This window comes from Streptomyces sp. NPDC002888, from assembly GCF_042888465.1.
Taxonomy (GTDB): Bacteria; Actinomycetota; Actinomycetes; order Streptomycetales; family Streptomycetaceae; genus Streptomyces.
The window spans coordinates 171016-189726 of sequence record NZ_JBIAPU010000017.1; the positions used below are offsets into that span (position 1 = coordinate 171016).

Sequence of the window (18711 nt, forward strand, 5' to 3'; positions counted from 1 at the left end):
TCAGGCTCCGGTGGGTACGGCGATGTACTTGTATTCGAGGAACTCGCTGATGCCGACGCGTCCGCCTTCGCGGCCGAGGCCGGACTGCTTGACGCCGCCGAAGGGGGCGGCGGGGTTGGAGACGAGACCGGTGTTGAGGCCGATCATGCCGCTTTCCAGGCGTTCGCTGACCCGCAGGGCGCGGTCGAGGTTCTGGGTGAACAGGTAGGCGGCCAGGCCGAATTCGGTGTCGTTGGCGGCGGTGACGGCCTCGTCCTCGTGGTCGAAGGTGCGGATGGCGGCGACCGGGCCGAAGATCTCCGTGTCCATGATGGCGGAGTCGGAAGACACCTGGGTCAGGACCGTGGGCGGGTAGAAGCAACCGGGGCCGGACGGGAGTTGACCGCCGGTGAGGACGGTGGCTCCGCGCTTGACGGCGTCACGCACCAGCTCGTCGACCTTGCTGCGGCCGGTGGCGTCGATGAGGGGGCCGACGTGGACGCCCGGTTCGGTGCCGGGGCCGACCTTCAGGGCGGCCATGCGGGAGGCGAGGCGGGTGGCGAACTCTTCGGCGATGGTGGTGTGGACGTAGATGCGGTTGGCGGCGCAGCAGGATTCGCCCATGTTGCGCATCTTGGCGACCATGGTGCCTTCGACGGCGGTGTCGAGGTCGGCGTCGTCGAAGACGATGAGGGGGGCGTTGCCGCCGAGTTCCATGGAGGTGCGTACGACGGTGTCGGCGCACTGGGCGAGCAGGATCCGGCCGACCTGGGTGGAGCCGGTGAAGGAGAGCTTGCGGATCTGCCCGCTGCGCAGGAGGGGTTCGACGACGCCGGCGGCGTCGGTGGTGGTGACGATGTTCAGCACGCCCTCGGGCAGGCCGGCTTCGGTGAGGATCTCCGCCAGGGCCAGGGACGACAGGGGGGTCTGGGGTGCTGGCTTGAGGACCATGGTGCAGCCGGCGGCGATGGCAGGGCCGATCTTTCGGGTGCCCATGGCCAGGGGGAAGTTCCAGGGGGTGATGAGCAGGCAGGGGCCGACGGGCCGTCGGGTGACCAGGAGGCGGTTCTTGCCGTCGGGGGCGGTGGTCATACCGCCGTCGATACGGACGGCTTCCTCGGAGAACCAGCGGAAGAACTCGGCGGCGTAGGCGACTTCGGCACGCGCCTCGGCCAGGGGCTTGCCCATCTCCAGCGTCATCAGCAGCGCGAGGTCCTCGGTGCGGGCGATGATGAGGTCGTAGGCGCGACGCAGGATCTCGCTGCGCACGCGCGGCGGGGTGGCGGCCCAGGCCGCCTGCGCGGCGACCGCCGCCTCGACGGCACGCCGGCCGTCCGCGGGAGAGGCGTCGGCGACCTGGCACAGCTCTTCACCGGTGGCCGGGTTGTCGACAGCCAGGGTCCGGCCGGACTCCGCGTCCCGCCAACCACCACCGATGAACAACTGCTTGGGAACATCGTGGACGACAGTCATCTTGGGTGTCTCCTTGTATGGGTAGAGGTGCTGCCGACCGGTCAGCGGATGCGGTCCAGCGTCTTGTAGTAGGCGCCCGCGAAAGGCAGGAACCAGGCGGTGCCGTTGTAGAGGGGGATGCGGGGTGCGGGCAGGTCGCGGACCGGGCTGGCCTCGGGGTGTCCGTCCATCACCTCGGCCATGACCTGACCCATGTACGTGGCCATCTGCACGCCGTGGCCCGCGTATCCCACGGAGTAGTACACGCCGTCCTCGGTCTGCCCGGCGTGCACGATGCGGTCCATCGCGAAGCCGACGGAGCCGCCCCACACGTACTCGACCTTCGTCCGGGCGAGTTGGGGGAAGACCCCGCACATCTCACGGAACAGGACCTGTCCGCTCTTCTTGTCCGAGGTGGGGTCGGACGGTGCGAAGCGGGCGCGGCCGCCGAACAGCAGCCGGTTGTCCGGGGTGAGCCGGAAATAGTGGCAGACCTTGTTGGAGTCGACGATGAGGCGGGCCTTCGGGATGATGTCCCGGGCGAGTTCCTCGCCGAGCGGCTCGGTCACGATGATGAAGCTTCCCAGGCAGACCTGCTGGCGGCGCAGCCACGGGAAGTTCTTGTCGGTGTAGGCGTCGGTGGCCATCATGACCTGCCCGGCGCGGACCACACCGCGCTCGGTGCTGACCTCGAAACGGCCGGCGGCGGTACGCCGCACGCCCACGGCCGCGTTGCGCTCGTGGATCTCGACACCGGTGCGCTCGCACGCCTCGGCCATGCCGCGCACGAAGCGGCCGACGTGCAGTGCGGCGCTGAGCGGGTCCAGCAGGCCGCCGTGGTAGGCGTCGGATCCGATCTCGGAACGCAGCTCGGACTTGCCGATCAGTGTGGTCTCGTGTCCGAAGTACTGGGCCAGGTCGCGCTGTTGGGCCTTCTTGCTCTCGAAATGCGCGGGGCGGGACGCGACGCCCAGGCGTCCGACGCGACGAAACTGGCAGTCGATGGACTCCTCGTTCACGAGCCGCTCGACGGTGTCCACGGCCTCGCCGTAGGAGTTGTACATCTCGCGGGCCCGTTCGAGGCCGTACCGGCGGATGGCCTGGCGTACGCCGATGGTGAAGCCCAGATTCGCCATGCCGCCGTTGCGCGCGGAGGCCCCGGAGCCGATCTGACCCTTCTCGACAAGGGTGACACGGGCGCCCTTGCGGGCGGTGTGGAGGGCGGTGGACAGACCGGTCAGGCCGGCGCCGATCACCACCAGGTCGGTGTCTTCGGTAAGCGGCTTGCCGGAGCGGTCGGGGAACGCCCCTGCGGTATCTGTCCAGAACGGGATCGTCTTCATTTCGAGTCTCCTGCGGGGAAGTTTTCGGGGGGGGGATCCCGGCCGGGCACCACTCGGGGCCCGGCCGACGGCGCTGTCAGCGGTAGCGCGGCCCATGCCGGCGCAAGGCTCAGGTGAGGGGTTCGACGGGCAGCACGCCCTGCTGATGGCGGTGTCCGCCGAGTTTGCGGACGACGGCGACCAGGGCGAGGGCGAGGATGGCCAGCGCGATGAGAACGGCGCTGACCGCGGTGACGGTCGGGTCGACGTCGAACTGCAGGGCGTTGAAGACGAGGACCGGCAGGGTGCGGGTGTCAGGGGTCGACATGAACTGGGCGATGAAGAACTCGTCGAAGCTGGTGATGAACGAGAACACGGCGGCGGCGATGAGGCCGGGTGTGGCCAGGGGGAAGGTGATGCGCCGGGCGATGGTCATCCGGCCGGCGCCCATGCTGGCCGCCGCGTCCTCCAGCCGTTCGTCGATGCCCCGCAGGGTGGAGATCATGATGAGGATGGCGATGGGCGTGGCCAGCACGGTGTGCCCGAGGGCGATGGCCAGGGGGCTGCCGAGCATGCCGACCGGTTCGAAGAACAGGAACAGACCGAGTGCGATGACCACCTGCGGGATGAGCATCGGAGCGAGCACCAGGCCGTAGACCACCGTGTGCAGCGGGAGCCGGCCGCGGGCCAGCGCGGTGGCGGCGGTGACTCCCAGGATGAGGGAGAACACCGTCGTCAGCGCGGCGACGAGGCTGGACAGGGCAATGGAGGTGGCCCAGTTGCCGCCGGGTGCGGCCATCTGCTCGTACCAGCGGGCGCTGTAGTCCTTCGGCGGGAAGGTGCCGATGCCGTCGGCACCGAAGGAGGTGACCAGGATGATGACGATGGGCATGGCCAGGAAGAGCAGGATGGCGGTGGCGCTGAGGGCGCGGCCGAGGTGTCCGGCTCGGGTGGCGGGGAGTTCCATCATGAGCTGTCCCCTCGTGCGTGCGCCTTCTTGCGGCGGAGCTTGGCCAGTCCCAGCACGCCCAGGCCGGCGAAGGTGAGCAGCAGCAGGATCACGCCGAAGGCGGCTGCGGAGTTCCACTGGTCCTGCTTCATCACCTGCTGATCGATCAGGGCCGCGACCACGGTCTGCTTGTCGCCGCCCATCAGGGCCGGGGTGATGTAGTAACCCAGGCACAGGATGAAGCTGAGCAGGCCGGCCGTTCCCACGCCCGGTGCCACCAGCGGCAGGTAGATCCTGAGGAAAATGGTCAGGCGTCCGGCGCCGAACCCGGCGGCTGCGGCCAGCAGCCTGCGGTCCACGCCCCGCATCACGCCCTGCAGGACCAGGACGGTGTAGGGGAGCATCACCGAGGTGGTGCCGATGACCACGCCGGTCTCGTTGTAGAGCAGCGTGTACGGCGCGCCCGGGGCGTGCACGGACGTCAGCAGTGTGTTGATGAGGCCGTGCTCACCGAGCATGATGATCCACCCGTAGGTGCGCACCAGGGCACTGATGAAGTGCGGCACGACCACGATCAGCATGGCCAGGGCGGCGAAGACGGGCCGCATCCGGGCGATGGCGTGGGCGAGTATGAAGCCCACCAGCAGGCTGAGCACGGCCGTCTCCGCGGAAATCCTGAGCGTGGAGATCAGTACCGACAGGTTCGCCCCGCTGAGGGCGTCGGCGTACCAGTGCAGGGTGAAGCCGCCACCGTCGCCCTTGAGGCTGAGCGACAGGACGCCGATGATCGGACAGACGAACAGGAGCAGGAGAAACACCGTCACGGGGACGGCGTTGACCAGGGCGATCCGGGATCGGTGCCCGCGCATCGCGGACGTCTTCACACGCACCTTGCCGGGTGCGAGAGCGGTGCCGGCCACGACTCACCCCCCGTCCGTCTCGTCGAAGACACTGACGTCCTCACGGTCGGCGGTCACACAGACCCGCTCCCCGGGGCGGGGCGGGGCAGAAGCGGTCTCGATCCGCAGCGGCGGCGTATGGGGGGCCGCACCGTCCGGGCGAACGGTGACGCGGGTCAGCGAGCCGACATAGACGGCCGTCTCCACGGTGCCGGTGCAACAGCTCCCGTCCGGGCCGACCAGTCGCAGCCTGCCGGGCCGGACCGCCGCCCGTACTCGTTGCCCGGGGACGCAGGGGTGGGCACGGGCGGTGAGCACGCCGCCCGTGTCGAGGCGTACCCGGGTGCATCCGTCCTCACCGGGCTCCTCGACCTTGCCGGTGAGGAAGTTGGCGGCGCCGAGGAAGTCGGCGACGAACGGGGTGCAGGGGCGTTCGAAGAGACCGCGTGGAGTGTCGAACTGCTCGATGCGGCCGTCCTTCATGATGGCGATGCGGTCGGACAGGACCAGGGCCTCCTCCTGGTCATGGGTGACGTAGATGACGGTCAGGCCGAGTTCGCGCTGGATGGACTTGATCTCGGTCTGCATCTGGTCGCGCAGCTTCTTGTCCAGGGCGCCGAGCGGTTCGTCCATCAGGACGATCGGCGGGCGGTAGACCAGCACCCGGCACAGGGCGACCCGCTGCTGCTGACCGCCGGACAGCTCCCGCGGGCGGCGGCCTGCGAACTTCGACAGCCCCGCCGCCTCCAGGGTCTCCCCCACCCGCCGGCGGATCTCCGCCTTCGGCACCCCACGCAACTGCAGCGGGAAGGCCACGTTCTCGGCGACGGTCATGTGCGGGAAGAGCAGATACTGCTGGAAGACGAAACCGAAATCGCGTTTTCCGGGGTTCAGACCGGTGATGTCCCGGCCGTCGACGGTGACCGTGCCGGAGTCGGGCTCGGTGAACCCGGCCAGCATCATCAGCGTGGTCGTCTTGCCCGAGCCCGACGAGCCGAGGAAGGTGACGAACTCACCCGCCGCGATCTCCATGTCCACACCGTCGACCACCGTCGTCCCGCTGTAGGACTTACGCAGCCCGGCCACCGACAGGGACTTGCCCGTCAGCGACGACCTCGGAGCCAGGGCGGAGGCGAGTTGCGCGGCTCGCTCACGCATCGGCCCACTCCTGCCAGCGCTTGGCGACGACGTCGCGGTTCTTGTCCCACCAGGTCACATCGGCGTCGAACCCGGTCTTCAGGTTCTCGGGCGAGGTCGGCAGTGTGGCCAGGACGTCGTCCGAGAGCAGCTTGGTGGCCGCAGGCACGACCGGGCCGCCCGCCGGGGAGAGCCTGGCGAACGCCGCCTGCACCTGCGGACGCAGCGAGAAGTCGATCAGCTGGTAGGCGGCGTCCGTATTGCCCGCGCCCTTCGGGATGCCCCAGCCGTTGGTGAGCCGACGGGCCCCGTTCCACTGGTAGGCGATCGGCTGCCCCTGCCTGATCAGCTCATCGGCGCGGCCGCCCCACAGGCTGGTCATGACGACCTCCTTGCGGCCGAGCAGGACCGCCGGCAGGGCACCGGTGTTCCAGAACTTCTTCACCCCGCCACGAATCCGCGACAGCGAGGCGAACGCCCTGTCCAGGTCGAGCGGGTACAGCTTGTCCAGCGGCACGCCGTCGGCCAGCAGCGCGAACTCCAGCTCCGGGATGTCGACGTCCGGGCTCTGCAGGGAGCGCGGCCCGCTGAAGGAGTGCGTGTTCCAGAAGTCGTCCCAGCTCTTCGGGGTACGTTTCAGGCTGTCCGTGCGATAGGCCATCACGCTCGCCCACACGTTCTTGCCGACCGCGTGCTCCGGCAGCTGATGCTCCGGAATTCCGGCGCCCTTCGCTTGCTTCAGCCGGTCGTGGTCCACAGCCTCCAGACAGTCGAGGCGCGCCATCTTCTGGAAGACCAGCAGCGAGTTGTCCATCAGGTCGATCTGCGGACGGCCCTGCTTCACCTGGGCGATGACCTGCGCAGACTGGTAGTTGACCGTGCTGACCGTGATGCCGGTCTCCTTGGCGAACGGCTCGTAGATCGCCTTGGTCAGAGCATCGTTGTAGGCGCCACCGCTGTTGCTGACGACGAGCCTTTTCTTGCCGCCGCCCGACGAGCCGCGGCTTTCGCCTGTGCCCATGAGGGTGCCGCAGCCGGCTACTGCAGTGGCAGCGGCGAGAGCGCCTGCGGTGCGGAGTACGGTTCTGCGTCCTGTCCGGTTGCCTTCCATGGCAGGGCCTCCTAGGGATCGCTGGGGACACGGGGAATCCGTGATGCGGGGACGTACGGGTCCCAGAAGTGGGGGGTTGTGACGCCGGTGATCGGCGGAGAGAGAACGCGCGGGCTTACGGCGCGGCCGCGCGAGACCCCGGGGAAACAGAGAAGAAAACGATGGGATGTGCGGCGGGGGCGAGCACATCTGCCGCTCAGGTGCGGGGAGTTCTTTGTTTGAGTCTCGAGTCAGATGCCGAGCATGCGGTTGAGCTCGTCCAGGGACTTCACGGTCACGTAGTCGTAGCCGTGGGTCACCGGGTCGTAGCCACGGTCCAGGAGAATCAGGTTGCGGAAGCCCATGTCGTGCATCGGCATGAGGTCGTAGCGGGTGTGCGAGGACACGTGCACGAAGTCCTCGGGGGACGCGTCGAGCTGGTCGAGCATGTACTCGAACGCGGCGTACCGGGGCTTGTAGTAGCCGGCCTGCTCCGCGGTGTAGACCGCGTGGAAGTCCGTCCCGAGCCGGGGCACGCTCTCCTCGAGGAAGGAGTCGTCGGCGTTGGAAAGGATCACCAGCTCGTAGTGCTCGCCCATCTTCTTCAGCGGCTCCGGCACGTCGGCGTGGGGTCCCCAGCTGCGGACGCCGTCGGCGAACCGCTTCCCCGCGTCCGGGGCCACCTTCAGACCCCACCTGCGGCAGATCCGCTCGAAGGAGTCGTGCAGCACCTGCTCGTAGGCGTAGTACTCGCCGCGGACCTGGTCGTAGCGGTACCCACGGAATTCCCGCACGAAGCGGTCCCACTGGTCTGCGGGAATCTGGTCGCCGACGAGTTCACGCGTGATGGGGGTGATCTGGTAGTTGATCAACGTGCCGTAGCAGTCGAACGAGACGTACTTCGGGCGGAACGAGGGAATACTCATGAAGGTGCTCCACTCTTTTGCTTCGGGAAACTGGATATGGCCGGCGCGAGGAAGCCGACGGAATGGTTCGTGGTTCCGTTGAGCGCCAGGTCGGCGGCGAGCTCTCCCATGGCAGGCGAGAGCTTGAAACCGCTGCCGGAGAATCCGGCCATGACGATGATGTCGTCCTCCCCGGGGAGATGACCGACGAGCGGGTTTCCGGACTCGGTGTAGCCCTCCATGTAGACCGACAGCCTGATGGGGTCGGGATTCAGATCGGGCATCAGTTCACCGATGAGCTCGCGGAAGGTGTCGAGTTCCGCCGGGCGGACCGTACGGTCGAGCCGTTCGGGGTCGGGAACCGGCAGATAGCGTGCGAGGGAGAGGCCGAGCTTGACGGAGATGCCGTCGGGCGACGGAAGCCCGTAGCAGTCGTGGGGTGTGCTGCGTACGAAGGCGGGGGCGCCGCCCGCGAACCAGTCATGGCGGGTGGGGAGGTGCCAGGAGCTGATCAGCCGTCGGATGTCGACCGTCCGCGGAAGGTCCGGGAGCAGGGTGTTGACCCAGGGACCTGCGGTCACCACGGCCGCGTCCACATGGTCGGTGCCGTGGTCGGTGACGATGTCCACGCCACCACTCGCAGCCGGTGCGACGCTGCGGACCATGGTGTAGCGGTGCAGACGGGCGCCCAGTTGTTCGGCGCGCCCGGCGGCGGCCTGGACGGATGCCTCGGGCCGGATGATGCTTCCCATCCGGTCGAGGACGGCGGTGTGGCCCTCCGGGAGACGGTGTTGCGGATAGCGGCGGGCGAGTTCCTCGCGGTCCAGCACCTCGTGATCCAGCCGGTGGGTGGCGCTGGAGGAGAGGAGGAGGCGCATGGACGGTGACGTGGCTTCTCCCATCACGAGGCATCCGCTGCGACGTCGCAGCGAACAGCCCGTTTCCCGCTGCAGCCGCTCCCACAGTTGGTCCGCGAGCCGCAGCAGCGGAATGTACGCGGGCTCACCGAGGTGGACCGCGCGGAAGATGCGGGACTCCCCGCCGGCGGCGCCGCGGTCGTGCCCTGGCGCGTACCGGTCGTAACCGATGACCTCGGCGCCGCGGGCGGCCAGTCGCCACATCGCCTGGCTGCCCATGCTTCCGACGCCGATCACGGCGACCCGCTTCGGGGTACTCATGGGGCGCTCCTTCTGCCGGGGAATGCCGGACGGCGATCGTGGAACGAGCACCGCCGGCCGAGCCGAATGTGGTCGCTGCTGGGATGGCGTTCACTCTCGTGCGGCCGACATCGCAGGTCAACCCACACTCTGTTCCACAATGAGGCCTCCTCGAGACGGTCTGTCACAGCGGAGCGGACGGCTCCGGGAAGGAGCGAGGAACCTCTTGTCAGGGTGACGGCCAGGTGCAAGGGTGTGCCTCACCCCTTGGATGAAAGCGTCACTGATACTGATGAAACGTCCCGAAACTGGGCGATTCCTGACAATGCGGGAAGTCCTGGAGCTCCCCGTACTCGTCGAAGGGCTGCCTCGCGTCCTTGCCGGTGAGTCACGGCTGGACCGCGCGGTGCGATGGGTGCATGTCACCGAACTGCTCAATCCGGCCGACTTCCTGGAAGGCGGCGAACTGGTACTGACGACCGGCATGCCGTATCCCGAGGACGCCTCGAAGCTGCGTGACTACGTCGACCAGCTCGCCGACGTCGGCGCGGCCGGCCTGATCGTGGAGCTCGGTCACCGCTACCGCAAGCTGCCCGACGAACTGGTCGCGGCCTGCCGCGCACGCGAGGTACCGCTGGTCGAGCTCGCCCGCGGCGTCCGGTTCATCGACGTCACCCAGACGGTGCACGCCCTCATCCTCGACGCCCAGGGGGCACTGCTGCGCCGCGGCAGGGACATCCAGGACATCTTCACCGCCCTGACCTTGAGGGGCGCGGCGCCCGAGGAAGTGGTGCACACCACCGCGGAGCTCACCGGAGCTCCCGTGGTGCTCGAGGACCTCACCCACCGGGTCCTGATGTGTGAGCTGCTCGGTCGGCCGTACGAGCCGGTGGTGTCGGCCTGGTCCCGGCGCTCCCGGGCCGCGCCCACCCTGGAGAGGATCACACCGAGCGGCCCGGAGGGCTGGCTCATAGCCCCAGTGCAGGACCACCACGGATCGTGGGGGCGGCTGATCCTGCTGGACAGCCGGCTGAGCCCTGAGCCCGACCCGGAGAACGTCCTGGTGCTGGAACGTGCGGCGGTCGCCCTGACCATGGCACGCCTGGCCGGACCGGCCTGGTGGGAGCGCCGGGCCCACCGCTCCGTGCTGCGGGACCTGTGCGAACGGCGCTTCCGCTCTCCCGCGGACGCCCGCGCCCGCGCCGAGGCACTGGGGCTGCCGGCCTTCGGGCACCGGCTCTTCGCCGTACTGATCCGCCACACCAGAACCGATGGCGAGGGTGAGCATCTCGACGAACGGATCGCGAAGGAACTGGAGCGAACCGGCGTACGCGCACTGGTCGGCGAGACGACCCCGGGCCGGATCGGCGTACTTCTCGCGCTGGCGCAGGCCAGCGCATGGCAACCGGTCGCCGAGCGGATCGGCCGGCTCGCACGCGAGGAGCTCGGCCCGGACGCCGTCGTCGCGGTCGGTCCCGGCGTGACCGACCTCTCTGGGATCGCCCGGTCGTGGCAGGAGGCCGAGCAGACCGCCGAGGCCATCACGCCCGTATCCCGGGACCAGTGGTTCTACGTCCCGTCCGACGTCGGGCTGCCGGAACTGCTGGGCGTACTGCGGGACGACACCCGCCTCCAGCGGTACGCGGAACGGCAGCTGACCCGCCTCATCGACCACGACGACCGCAACGGCGGCGACCTTCTCCCCGCACTGCGCGCCTATCTGGGCTCAGCCGGGAACAAGTCGGTCGCGGCGAAGCGGGCCGGGATGTCCCGCCAGGCGTTCTACCAGCGTCTCCACACCATCGAACGTCTCCTGGGATGCGACTTCGAATCGGGCCTGCAACGCACATCCCTGCACGTCGCGGTGCTCGTCCTCGACTCGCGCGAAGAAGCGGCTCACGGCATGTGACGAACGCTGACGGCGTCGGCCCGACTTACTGACGGTTCGTCAGATACTATTCCCCACAAGGCGCGACATCCACGACGGCCTTTCCGGACCTGCGTTTCACCGTGGGCTCCATGGCCCGCAAGCCCGGCGCTGGGCGAGGGTGACCCTGCTGGTCGTAGCCTCGGCGGCAGCTCGCTCGGGGCGGCGGCACGTGCCTACGGTGGAGACATGTCCACCATCCTGATCACCGGCGCCACCTCCGGTCTCGGCCGGTACGTCGCCTTCGAGCTGGTCCGCTCCGGGCACCTCGTCCTCGCCCACGGCCGCGACCCCGAGCGCACGGAGCGGCTGGTCGACGAGCTGCGCGGCGAGGGCGCGGCCGAGGGGTTCGTCGCCGACCTGGCGTCGCTGGCACAGGTGCGTGAGCTGGGAGCCCGGGTCGCCGAGGCACACCCGGAGCTCGATGTGCTGGTCAACAACGCGGGCGTGGGCGCCGGGGTCGGGCCGTGAGGTGAGCACCGACGGTCATGAGCTGCGGCTGGCGGTCAGCTACCTGGCGCCGGTCGTACTGACCCGTGCCCTGCTGCCGGTGCTGCTGGTGAACACGCCCGCGCGGATCGTCGACGTGGGCTCGGCCGGCCAGGAGCCCCTCGACTTCAACGACCCCGAGCTGATCCGGGGCTACAGCGGGCTCTCGGCGTACTGCCGCAGCAAGTTCGCGCTGGCCGCCCACACGTTCGCCCTCGCTCAGGAACTGGCGGGCACCGGCGTCTCGGTGAACGTGCTGCACCCGGCGACCCACATGGACACGGCAATGGTCCGCGAGGGCGGCTTCCCCCGCGGAAATCGGTCGCCGACGGCGCGCCGGGCGTCCTGGCGCTGGCCACCCGGGAGTCCGGCACGGGCGGCTACTTCGACGGGACACGTCCGGCGCGGGCGCACGAGAGGACGTACCATCCCGCGGTGCGCAAGCGGCTGGCGGCGGTGACGGACCAGCTGATCTCGATGTGAGCGACCAGCGGTCAGGCTGTGAGCCACCAGCTGGTCATGTGTGACGCGCCGCGTGGTTCACCGCAGCCCCCGTCCCGTCTCCAGCACCTCCCGCGCGTGGGCCACCAGTCCGTCGGCACCGCACGAGCGGGCCAGGGTCAGGCCCCGTTGGATCTCGGAGACCGAGCGGGAGACGATGCCGTACTCGACGCGGGCGGCCGCGTGTTCGTACTGGCAGGGTGAGGCCTCCAGGTAGGCGACGGCCTGCGCGGCGAGGCGGACTGCGCGCTGGCCGGTCTCCAGGGCGGCGGCGCAGCGCAGGGCCTCGCCGATGGCGCTGTCGGTGCCGAAGCGTTCGGCCTGCCGGCGGACGTCGGCGGCGAGGCGGGCGGCGCGCTCCGGGTCCTCGACCGCCAGGGCGCGGGCGAGGTCGACCGCCCAGGGGACCAGGACGGGGTTGTGGTGGCCCCGGGCGGCCGCCGCCTTCTCCGCGGCCTCCAGTTCGTTGATGCCGTCCTGGGTCCGGCCGACGGCGAGCAGCAGCCGGCCGCGCACCGAACGGGGGTCGGGCAGCACGATCGTGGACGGGTACGGCGGTGCGAAGCCGTACTGCTCGGCGACCCGCCAGGCCTCGTCGACGTGGCCGCGGGCGAGCAGCGTGTCGACGAGGTTGCAGGTCGCCGTCCAGTACAGGGGAAGGCCGCGGCCGATGCGCTCGGCGAGGCGCAGCGACTCACGCAGGGAGGTCTCGGCCTCCCTCAGGCGGCCCCGCCGGCGGTGCCCGAGGCCGACGTAGGCGTGGGCCAGCGCGATGTGGCCGCCGCTCCAGCCGGCGGACTCGTAGGTGCGCAGGGCCTCCGTGTAGAGGGCCTCGGCGCGGTCGAGCCGGTCGGTGTAGGCGTACGAGTTGGCGAGCATCAGCAGCAGCTCGATGCCCCACTCGGTGTCGGTCCAGCCGAGGCCGGGCGCGAGGCGGCCGTTGACGAGGGCGCGGTCGCAGAGCTCGACGACCTCTTCGGCGTTGTCGCCGTGGGTCATGGTGTCGAAGGCGCGCAGGATGAGCAGGGCGCGTTCGGAGTTGTCGCGGCCGGTGCAGGTGCGCACGAGGGCGGCGAGGCGTTCGGAGCGGCCGGGTGAGGCGGCCTCGCCGGCGTGTATGCCCTCCCACATGTACTGCACGGCCTGCAGCCGCAGCCGGGCGGGGCCCTCCGTGTGCCGGGCGGCCTCGGCCTCGACGGTGCGGACGGCCTCCTCCAGCTGGTCGTTGTGCAGGAGGGCCTGGGAGAGACGGAAGACGGCGTCGACGCGTTCGGGGCCGTCGAGGCCCGGCATGGCGAGCGCGGTCTGGAGGTGGCCGATGGTTCTGGACGGCGCGGTGAGCAGGGTGGCGCAGCCCAGTTCGTAGAGCACCTGCGCGTGGACGTCGGGCAGGGGCGGTTCCAGCAGGGCGCGTTCCAGACAGCGGCGGGCCGCGTCGGGGGCGCCGACGGCGAGGTGCTCGCGGGCGGCCTCGCGCAGCTGCTCGACGAGCTCGTCGTCGTCGTCGGGATGGACCTGGAGGAGATGGCGGGAGGCGGCCGCGGCGCCGCGCCCGGAGTCGGTGACGACCTGGGCGGCTATGCCGTGCATGGCGGTGCGCAGGGCGTCCGGGATGGAGTTGTAGACGGCGGTCGCGATCAGCGGGTGGACGAACTCCAGGTCGCCGTCGTCGGGCCGGCCGGCCACGGACGCGGGTTCGGTGAGGATGCGGGCCTGGCGCAGCAGTTCGGCGCAGCGGTCGGCGTCGCCTGGGCTCATTCCGGCGAGCTGGGCGACCAGGTCGACGGAGATGTCGGCGCCGAGGATGGCGGCCGCCCAGGCGAACCGGGTGGCGTCGATGCCGAGTTCCTCCAGGCGGGCGACGAGGCCGCCGCCGCGGGCCGACTTGTTCAGGGGGCGCAGTTCGGCGGCGGAGGACTCGGCCGGCTCCATCGCGCCGTCCCGCACCTTGGCGAGGAGTTCGACGGTCTCGTACGGGTTGCCGCCGGTGACGGCCCAGACCTCGCGGCAGAACGGGGCGTCGGCGTGCTCGCCCAGGGTGGTGCGGGTGAGGCCGGCGACGGCGTTCGGGGTGAGGGCGCTGAGGGTGGCCACGGGGGCGCCCGCGGTGGCGGCGACCGTGTCCAGGTGGCGGGCGCTGTCGCCGCTGACGTCACCGGGTCTGCGGGCGACGACGACCAGGACGGACAGGTCGTCGAGGCGTTCGGCGAAGGCCGCGAGCCAGCGCAGGGTCTCCTGGTCGGCCCAGTGCGCGTCGTCGATCAGCAGGACGAGCGGCCAGTAGCGCTTGGCCAGGCGGCGTACCGCGGCGACGAGGCCGTCGCACACGCCCTGCGGGTCGGCCCGGCGTTCGCCCGGTTCCGTGATGCCGAGGGCGGGTCCCGCGATGTCGTACCAGTCGCCGAGGTACTCGCGGGCCTCCTCCGGCATCAGCGAGACGAGGGCGGGCTGCAGTAACTGTCGTACGACGTTGAAGGGGACGGACCTGAGGGTCTCGCCGCCACGGGCGGACCACACCGTGCAGCCGCGTGCCTCGGCGATGCGGCGCGTCTCGGTGAGCAGCGTGGTCTTGCCGAGTCCCGCCTCGCCGCGGAACACCAGCAGGCTGCCCGCGGACGACCGGTCGGCGCAGAGCGCGTCGACCGCCTGCTCGACGGCCGCCACTTCCTCGTCGCGCTCCCACAGGGAAGCCGAGGCGGCCGCACCGGGCCGTACCTCCGTCATCCCGTTACCTCCCCAAGTCGCCCGAACGACGTACGACCTTGAGCGTAGCCCTCCGACGACGCAAGCGGAGCCCGGTCCGACCACCTGTTGCCGCGAGGGGTGAAAGGGAGCGCGGGCGCCGGAGGGGGGCGGGCCTGCGCTGGGGCGATGCACGTCAACTTGGGGAAAACCTCGACGAATTGACGGAAGCCGGTTCCGGAGGACGAGGTCATCCACCTGAGGGGCGCGGGGCTGTACCGATGTGCGGCTCCGCCGCGTGGGCGCGAGCAATCCTCCACGACCCGCAGCCCGCCGCACACGGCCCACGCACCCGGCACGGCCCTGCCGCCGGCAGGCCCTCTCATCCCTCTTTCACAGACACCTCATACCGTGGGGGTATGACGCAGGTGACTCCTCCCGGGTGGTACCCCGACCCCGGACAGACAAATGACGGTCCCGCCACCGAACGCTGGTGGGACGGCAGCGCGTGGACGGACCAGACCCGCGCCGCGGGCTCGCCCGCCGCATGGGGTCCCCCGGTGCAGCAGCCGACCGGCGGGGCATACGCGGCGTATCCGCCCTATCCCGGCGCACCCCCGGCCCCCGGCCCGCGCCGCGCCGTCCGCAACGGCATAGCCGTGGCCGCGGCCGCCGTGGTCCTCGCCTGCATCGGCGTGGGCGTGTACGCCCTGTCCGACAGCGGCGACTCGGGCAGCGACACGGCCAACTCCCAGCAGGGGCCGGGCGGACAGGGCGGCCCCGGCGGCCAGGACGGCGGCGGTTCGAACGGCGGCCAGGGCGGTCCCGGCGGGAACTCCGGCGGCGGCTCGGGCGGACAGGACGGTCAGGACGGCCAGAGCCCCTCGCCGAACCAGTCCGAGGCGCCGAAGATCGAGAGCGGTTCGGTGACCGACGCGGCCAGCCGGATCAGCATCCCCATCCCGGACGACTGGTACGGCCAGCAGCTCCGAGTGGGCGCGCAGGTCACGTCGAACGACTCCTACGACTGCCCGGGCGACACCTCCAAGTCCTGCACGAAGGGCGGCGCGTACTCCGCGCCCGCCCAGCTGCTGGGCACCGAGGGCAGCACGCCCGAGGAGGTCGCCAAGGCGGACATCTCGACGAACGCGGAGGAGTCGTACGGCGGCACCACCTACGGGAAGATCACCTCGCACGAAGTGCTCGCCTCCAAGGCGGTGACCGTGGCCGGGCAGAAGGGCTACCTGGTCCGATGGAAGGCGGTCACGAGCAAGGGCGCCGACGGCATCGTCGAGTCGCTCGCCTTCCCCTCGCCCGCGAACTCCAAGCTGCTCGTGGTGGTCCGCTTCGGTGTGGACGCCGGCCAGAAGGAGTCCGTGATCGACGAGATCACCAAGGGCATCAAGGTGTCGACCGGCGGCGGCAGCGGCCAGAACGTCTGATCCGCCCGTACCCACGGGACCGGCCGGGTGGGGCGCCCCTCCGCTCAAGAGGAGCCCCACCCGGCCGGGGGGTGCGCGCCGCCCCCGTCCCCACGGTGCGGCGCGAGCAGGTCACCGTCCGGTCATCCCGCGGACGGCGGCCTGGGTCTCAGGCGAGGCCTCAGGTGCGGCCTCAGGTGAGGCCGAGTGCCGGGAGCACGGCGGCCTCCACGAACCGGGTGATGTACTCCGCGTCGGCGTACTCGCCCTCCAGCATGGGCCGGGCACGCAGCACTCCGAAGATCTGCGTGGGCACGAAGTCCAGCGCCGGATGGTCGGCGGCGACTTCCCCGCGCTGGACCCCGCGCCGCAGGATCTCCCTCAGCGCGGCCATCTCCGGCTCCACCAGCGCCTCGCGCAGCGCCTGCCGCAGCTCGGGGTCCTGCATGACCGCGTGGCCGAGCGCGTGCATCAGCTTGGTGTCGCTGGCCGACCAGCCGGCGGCGGTCCGGGCCACCGCCCGCAGGTCGTCGGCGAGTGAGCCGGTGTCGATGCCGGTGAACCGCACCTGGCGGTAGGAGCGCAGGGCCGCCGCCACGAGCTGCGGCTTCGTCTTCCACTGCCGGTAGAGCGTGGACTTGCTGCACCGGGTGCTGGTGGCGACGCCCTCCATGGTGACGGCGTCGTATCCGCACTCGCGGAGCTGTTCGAGGACGGCGTCGAAGAATTCCTGCTCGCGCTCGGGCGTGAGTTTGGAGCGGCGCGAGGCGGCGACCGTCCCCGGGTCGTCCGCGGCCTGCGACGTCATCGGCTGTCTCCTCATTCGAGTGGTGCTCGAGGCTTCCCACCCAGTGTGGCGTACGTCAATCGATACGGCAGTGTACCGGTACACGACCGTATCGGTACACTGTCGTATCGGTACGCATCCGTATCGATGGCGTCCGCGCGGGCCACCAGCCCGTCGAGCACCACCGCACGCACCACCGCCAGTAAAGGGGCCGGGGGATGAACGCCCGCACCGCGCCTGACGCAGCGGAGGCCGACGCGACAGCGCGGCCCCCGCTCGTCCGTGAGCTCCTGCTCGTCGCAGGATTCTTCCTCGTCTACAAGTTCGGCCGGCAGCTGGCGACGGGCCACACCGCCGAGGCCTTCCGCAACGCGCACCGCGTGTGGGACCTGGAACGCGCCGTCCACCTGCCCGGCGAGGGCGCGGTGCAGTCCTGGCTGCTGCACGGCGACACCCTGGTGCACCTCGCGAACACCTACTACGCGACGGTCCACTTCCCGGCCACCGTGGCCCTCCTGGTCTGGCTCTACCTACGCCGCCCCGCGCACTACGTCTGGGCCCGCCGGGTCCTCGCGGCCCTCACCGGCGCCGCACTCCTGCTGCACCTCGCGCTCCCGCTGGCCCCGCCGCGCATGCTCGCCGCGACCGGCCTGGTCGACACCGCGCGGGCCTACGGGCCCTCGGTGTACGGCCCGCCGCAGACCGACCACCTGTCGAACCAGTTCGCCGCGATGCCGTCGCTGCACTTCGGCTGGGCACTGATGGTGGCGATCGGCCTGATCGTCGCCACCCGGTCGCGGTGGCGGTGGCTGTGGCTGCTGCATCCGCTGGTGACGCTGCTGGTGATAGTGGGGACGGCGAACCACTACTGGCTGGACGCGATCGTCGCGGCGGCCCTGCTCGGCCTCGCGCTCGCGGTGATCCTCCCCCAGACTTCGTCCGGGGGGACCCCCATCTCGCTTCGCTCGCCGCACCGGACGGCCACGACGGCCGGACGGGTACCGCGGCAACTGATCCCGGCCGAGGAGAACGTCCTGGTCGGAGCGGGCCGATGAACGCCACCCTCGTAGCCGTCGCCCTGTCCCTCTTCTCCGCCGCCGCCTACGCCGCCGCGGCCGTCGCCCAGGAACGGCTGGCCTCCCGCGCCCCCGGTTCGGGGACGCTGCGGATGCTGGCCTCCGGGGCCTGGTGGTGCTCCGTCGGTCTCAACACCTTTGCCGCGCTGCTGCACGTCGTGGCCCTCAAGTACGGCCCGCTCACCGTGGTGCAGCCGCTCGGCGCGCTCACCCTGGTCGCGGCGGTGCCGATGGGCGCGCGCGTCGCGGGGCGGCGGGTCGGCGCGGCCGAGTGGCGGGGCACCGCGTACACGCTGGCCGGTCTGGCCGCGATCCTGGTCACGGCGTCCGGCTCGGCACCCGAGGACGTGCTGAGCGCGTCCGAGGCGCTGACGGTGGCCGCCGTGACGGCGGGGCTGATCGGGCTGCTGGCGCGACCGGGCTCCCGTCCCGGTCTGCGGCACGCGACCGCGTCCGGCTTCGCCTCCGGTGTCGCCTCGGCGCTCACGCAGACGGTGACGGTGGCGGCGACCGACCGCTCGGGCCCGCTGCTGAGCGTGCAGGTGGTCGGGGTGGCGCTGCTCGTCGCGGCCTTCGCGGCGGGCGGGCTGCTGCTGTCGCAGACCGCCTACCGCGGTGGCCTCGGCGCGCCGCTCGCGGTGGTGACGCTGGCGAACCCGATGGCCGCCGCGGTGATCGGCCTCGCGCTGCTCGGCGAGCGGCTCCAGGGCGGCGCGGCGGGCGTGCTCCTCGCGCTGGCGGGAGCGGGCATCGCCTCATGGGGCGTGGTGCTGCTGTCGCGGGCGACACCCGAACCGGTGCGCGAGGAGGAGCACCCGGTGGCCGCGGTCCTGGCGCTGAAGCCGGAGTCGGCGTCGCTGGAACCGGCGTTGCGGCACACACCGGTGCCGATGCCCCGGCCGAAGTCCGAACCGGGGCACCTCACACCGCTGTAGAAC

14 protein-coding genes and 1 pseudogene are annotated in these 18711 nt (G+C 70.8%); 5 read left to right on the forward strand and 10 right to left on the reverse strand.

The window, feature by feature from the left end; translation table 11 throughout:
* The 8 genes from ACFYWX_RS27055 to solA all read right to left on the reverse strand — a co-directional run bounded on the left by ACFYWX_RS27055 (window position 1) and on the right by solA (window position 8911).
* Window positions 1-1452: an NAD-dependent succinate-semialdehyde dehydrogenase gene (locus ACFYWX_RS27055; protein WP_389426698.1), complete on the reverse strand. Its 1452-nt coding sequence runs from the start codon at window positions 1450-1452 to the stop codon at window positions 1-3.
* 41 nt (window positions 1453-1493) lie between these two features.
* Window positions 1494-2774, reverse strand: a complete 1281-nt coding sequence (locus tag ACFYWX_RS27060; RefSeq protein ID WP_389426699.1) for an NAD(P)/FAD-dependent oxidoreductase — start codon at window positions 2772-2774, stop codon at window positions 1494-1496.
* A gap of 109 nt (window positions 2775-2883) precedes the next feature.
* Window positions 2884-3723, reverse strand: coding sequence for an ABC transporter permease (locus ACFYWX_RS27065; protein ID WP_389426700.1), 840 nt, complete (start codon window positions 3721-3723; stop codon window positions 2884-2886).
* Complete coding sequence (locus ACFYWX_RS27070) at window positions 3720-4622, reverse strand: ABC transporter permease (protein WP_389426701.1); 903 nt, start codon at window positions 4620-4622, stop codon at window positions 3720-3722. Before ACFYWX_RS27070 ends, ACFYWX_RS27065 begins: the two co-directional genes overlap by 4 nt.
* 3 nt (window positions 4623-4625) lie before the next feature.
* The gene (locus ACFYWX_RS27075; RefSeq protein WP_389426702.1) at window positions 4626-5759 is read right to left on the reverse strand and encodes an ABC transporter ATP-binding protein; all 1134 of its coding nucleotides are present in this window, start codon (window positions 5757-5759) and stop codon (window positions 4626-4628) included.
* Complete coding sequence (locus ACFYWX_RS27080) at window positions 5752-6759, reverse strand: ABC transporter substrate-binding protein (protein WP_389426703.1); 1008 nt, start codon at window positions 6757-6759, stop codon at window positions 5752-5754. Before ACFYWX_RS27080 ends, ACFYWX_RS27075 begins: the two co-directional genes overlap by 8 nt.
* 320 nt (window positions 6760-7079) lie before the next feature.
* Window positions 7080-7754: a haloacid dehalogenase type II gene (locus ACFYWX_RS27085; RefSeq protein WP_389426704.1), complete on the reverse strand. Its 675-nt coding sequence runs from the start codon at window positions 7752-7754 to the stop codon at window positions 7080-7082.
* Complete coding sequence (solA, locus tag ACFYWX_RS27090) at window positions 7751-8911, reverse strand: N-methyl-L-tryptophan oxidase (protein WP_389426705.1); 1161 nt, start codon at window positions 8909-8911, stop codon at window positions 7751-7753. The genes ACFYWX_RS27085 and solA overlap by 4 nt, the downstream gene beginning before the upstream one ends.
* Window positions 8912-9215: 304 nt before the next feature.
* On the opposite strand from solA, the gene ACFYWX_RS27095 reads away from it, so the two are divergent.
* Both ACFYWX_RS27095 and ACFYWX_RS27100 read left to right on the forward strand, forming a co-directional pair.
* A complete protein-coding gene (locus ACFYWX_RS27095) occupies window positions 9216-10799 on the forward strand; it encodes a PucR family transcriptional regulator (RefSeq protein ID WP_389426706.1) in 1584 nt (527 codons plus the stop codon).
* Window positions 10800-11006: 207 nt separating this feature from the next.
* Window positions 11007-11789, forward strand: a pseudogene (locus ACFYWX_RS27100) (SDR family NAD(P)-dependent oxidoreductase).
* 57 nt (window positions 11790-11846) lie between these two features.
* On the opposite strand, the gene ACFYWX_RS27105 reads toward ACFYWX_RS27100, so the two are convergent.
* Window positions 11847-14531 (reverse strand): ATP-binding protein, encoded by a 2685-nt coding sequence (locus ACFYWX_RS27105; protein ID WP_389426707.1) that lies wholly within the window; start codon window positions 14529-14531, stop codon window positions 11847-11849.
* A 377-nt stretch (window positions 14532-14908) separates the two neighbouring features.
* On the opposite strand from ACFYWX_RS27105, the gene ACFYWX_RS27110 reads away from it, so the two are divergent.
* Entirely contained in the window at window positions 14909-15931 is a 1023-nt protein-coding gene (locus ACFYWX_RS27110) for a DUF2510 domain-containing protein (RefSeq protein WP_389426708.1), read from the forward strand.
* 172 nt (window positions 15932-16103) lie between these two features.
* Here the strand turns inward: ACFYWX_RS27110 and ACFYWX_RS27115 are convergent, their stop codons facing one another.
* Window positions 16104-16718, reverse strand: a complete 615-nt coding sequence (locus ACFYWX_RS27115; RefSeq protein ID WP_389426709.1) for a TetR/AcrR family transcriptional regulator — start codon at window positions 16716-16718, stop codon at window positions 16104-16106.
* 197 nt (window positions 16719-16915) lie between these two features.
* Between ACFYWX_RS27115 and ACFYWX_RS27120 the strand changes: the two genes are divergently transcribed.
* Both ACFYWX_RS27120 and ACFYWX_RS27125 read left to right on the forward strand, forming a co-directional pair.
* Window positions 16916-17752 (forward strand): phosphatase PAP2 family protein, encoded by an 837-nt coding sequence (locus ACFYWX_RS27120; RefSeq protein WP_389426710.1) that lies wholly within the window; start codon window positions 16916-16918, stop codon window positions 17750-17752.
* Window positions 17749-18708, forward strand: coding sequence for a hypothetical protein (locus ACFYWX_RS27125; RefSeq protein WP_389426711.1), 960 nt, complete (start codon window positions 17749-17751; stop codon window positions 18706-18708). Before ACFYWX_RS27120 ends, ACFYWX_RS27125 begins: the two co-directional genes overlap by 4 nt.
* The last annotated feature ends 3 nt before the right edge of the window (window positions 18709-18711 follow it).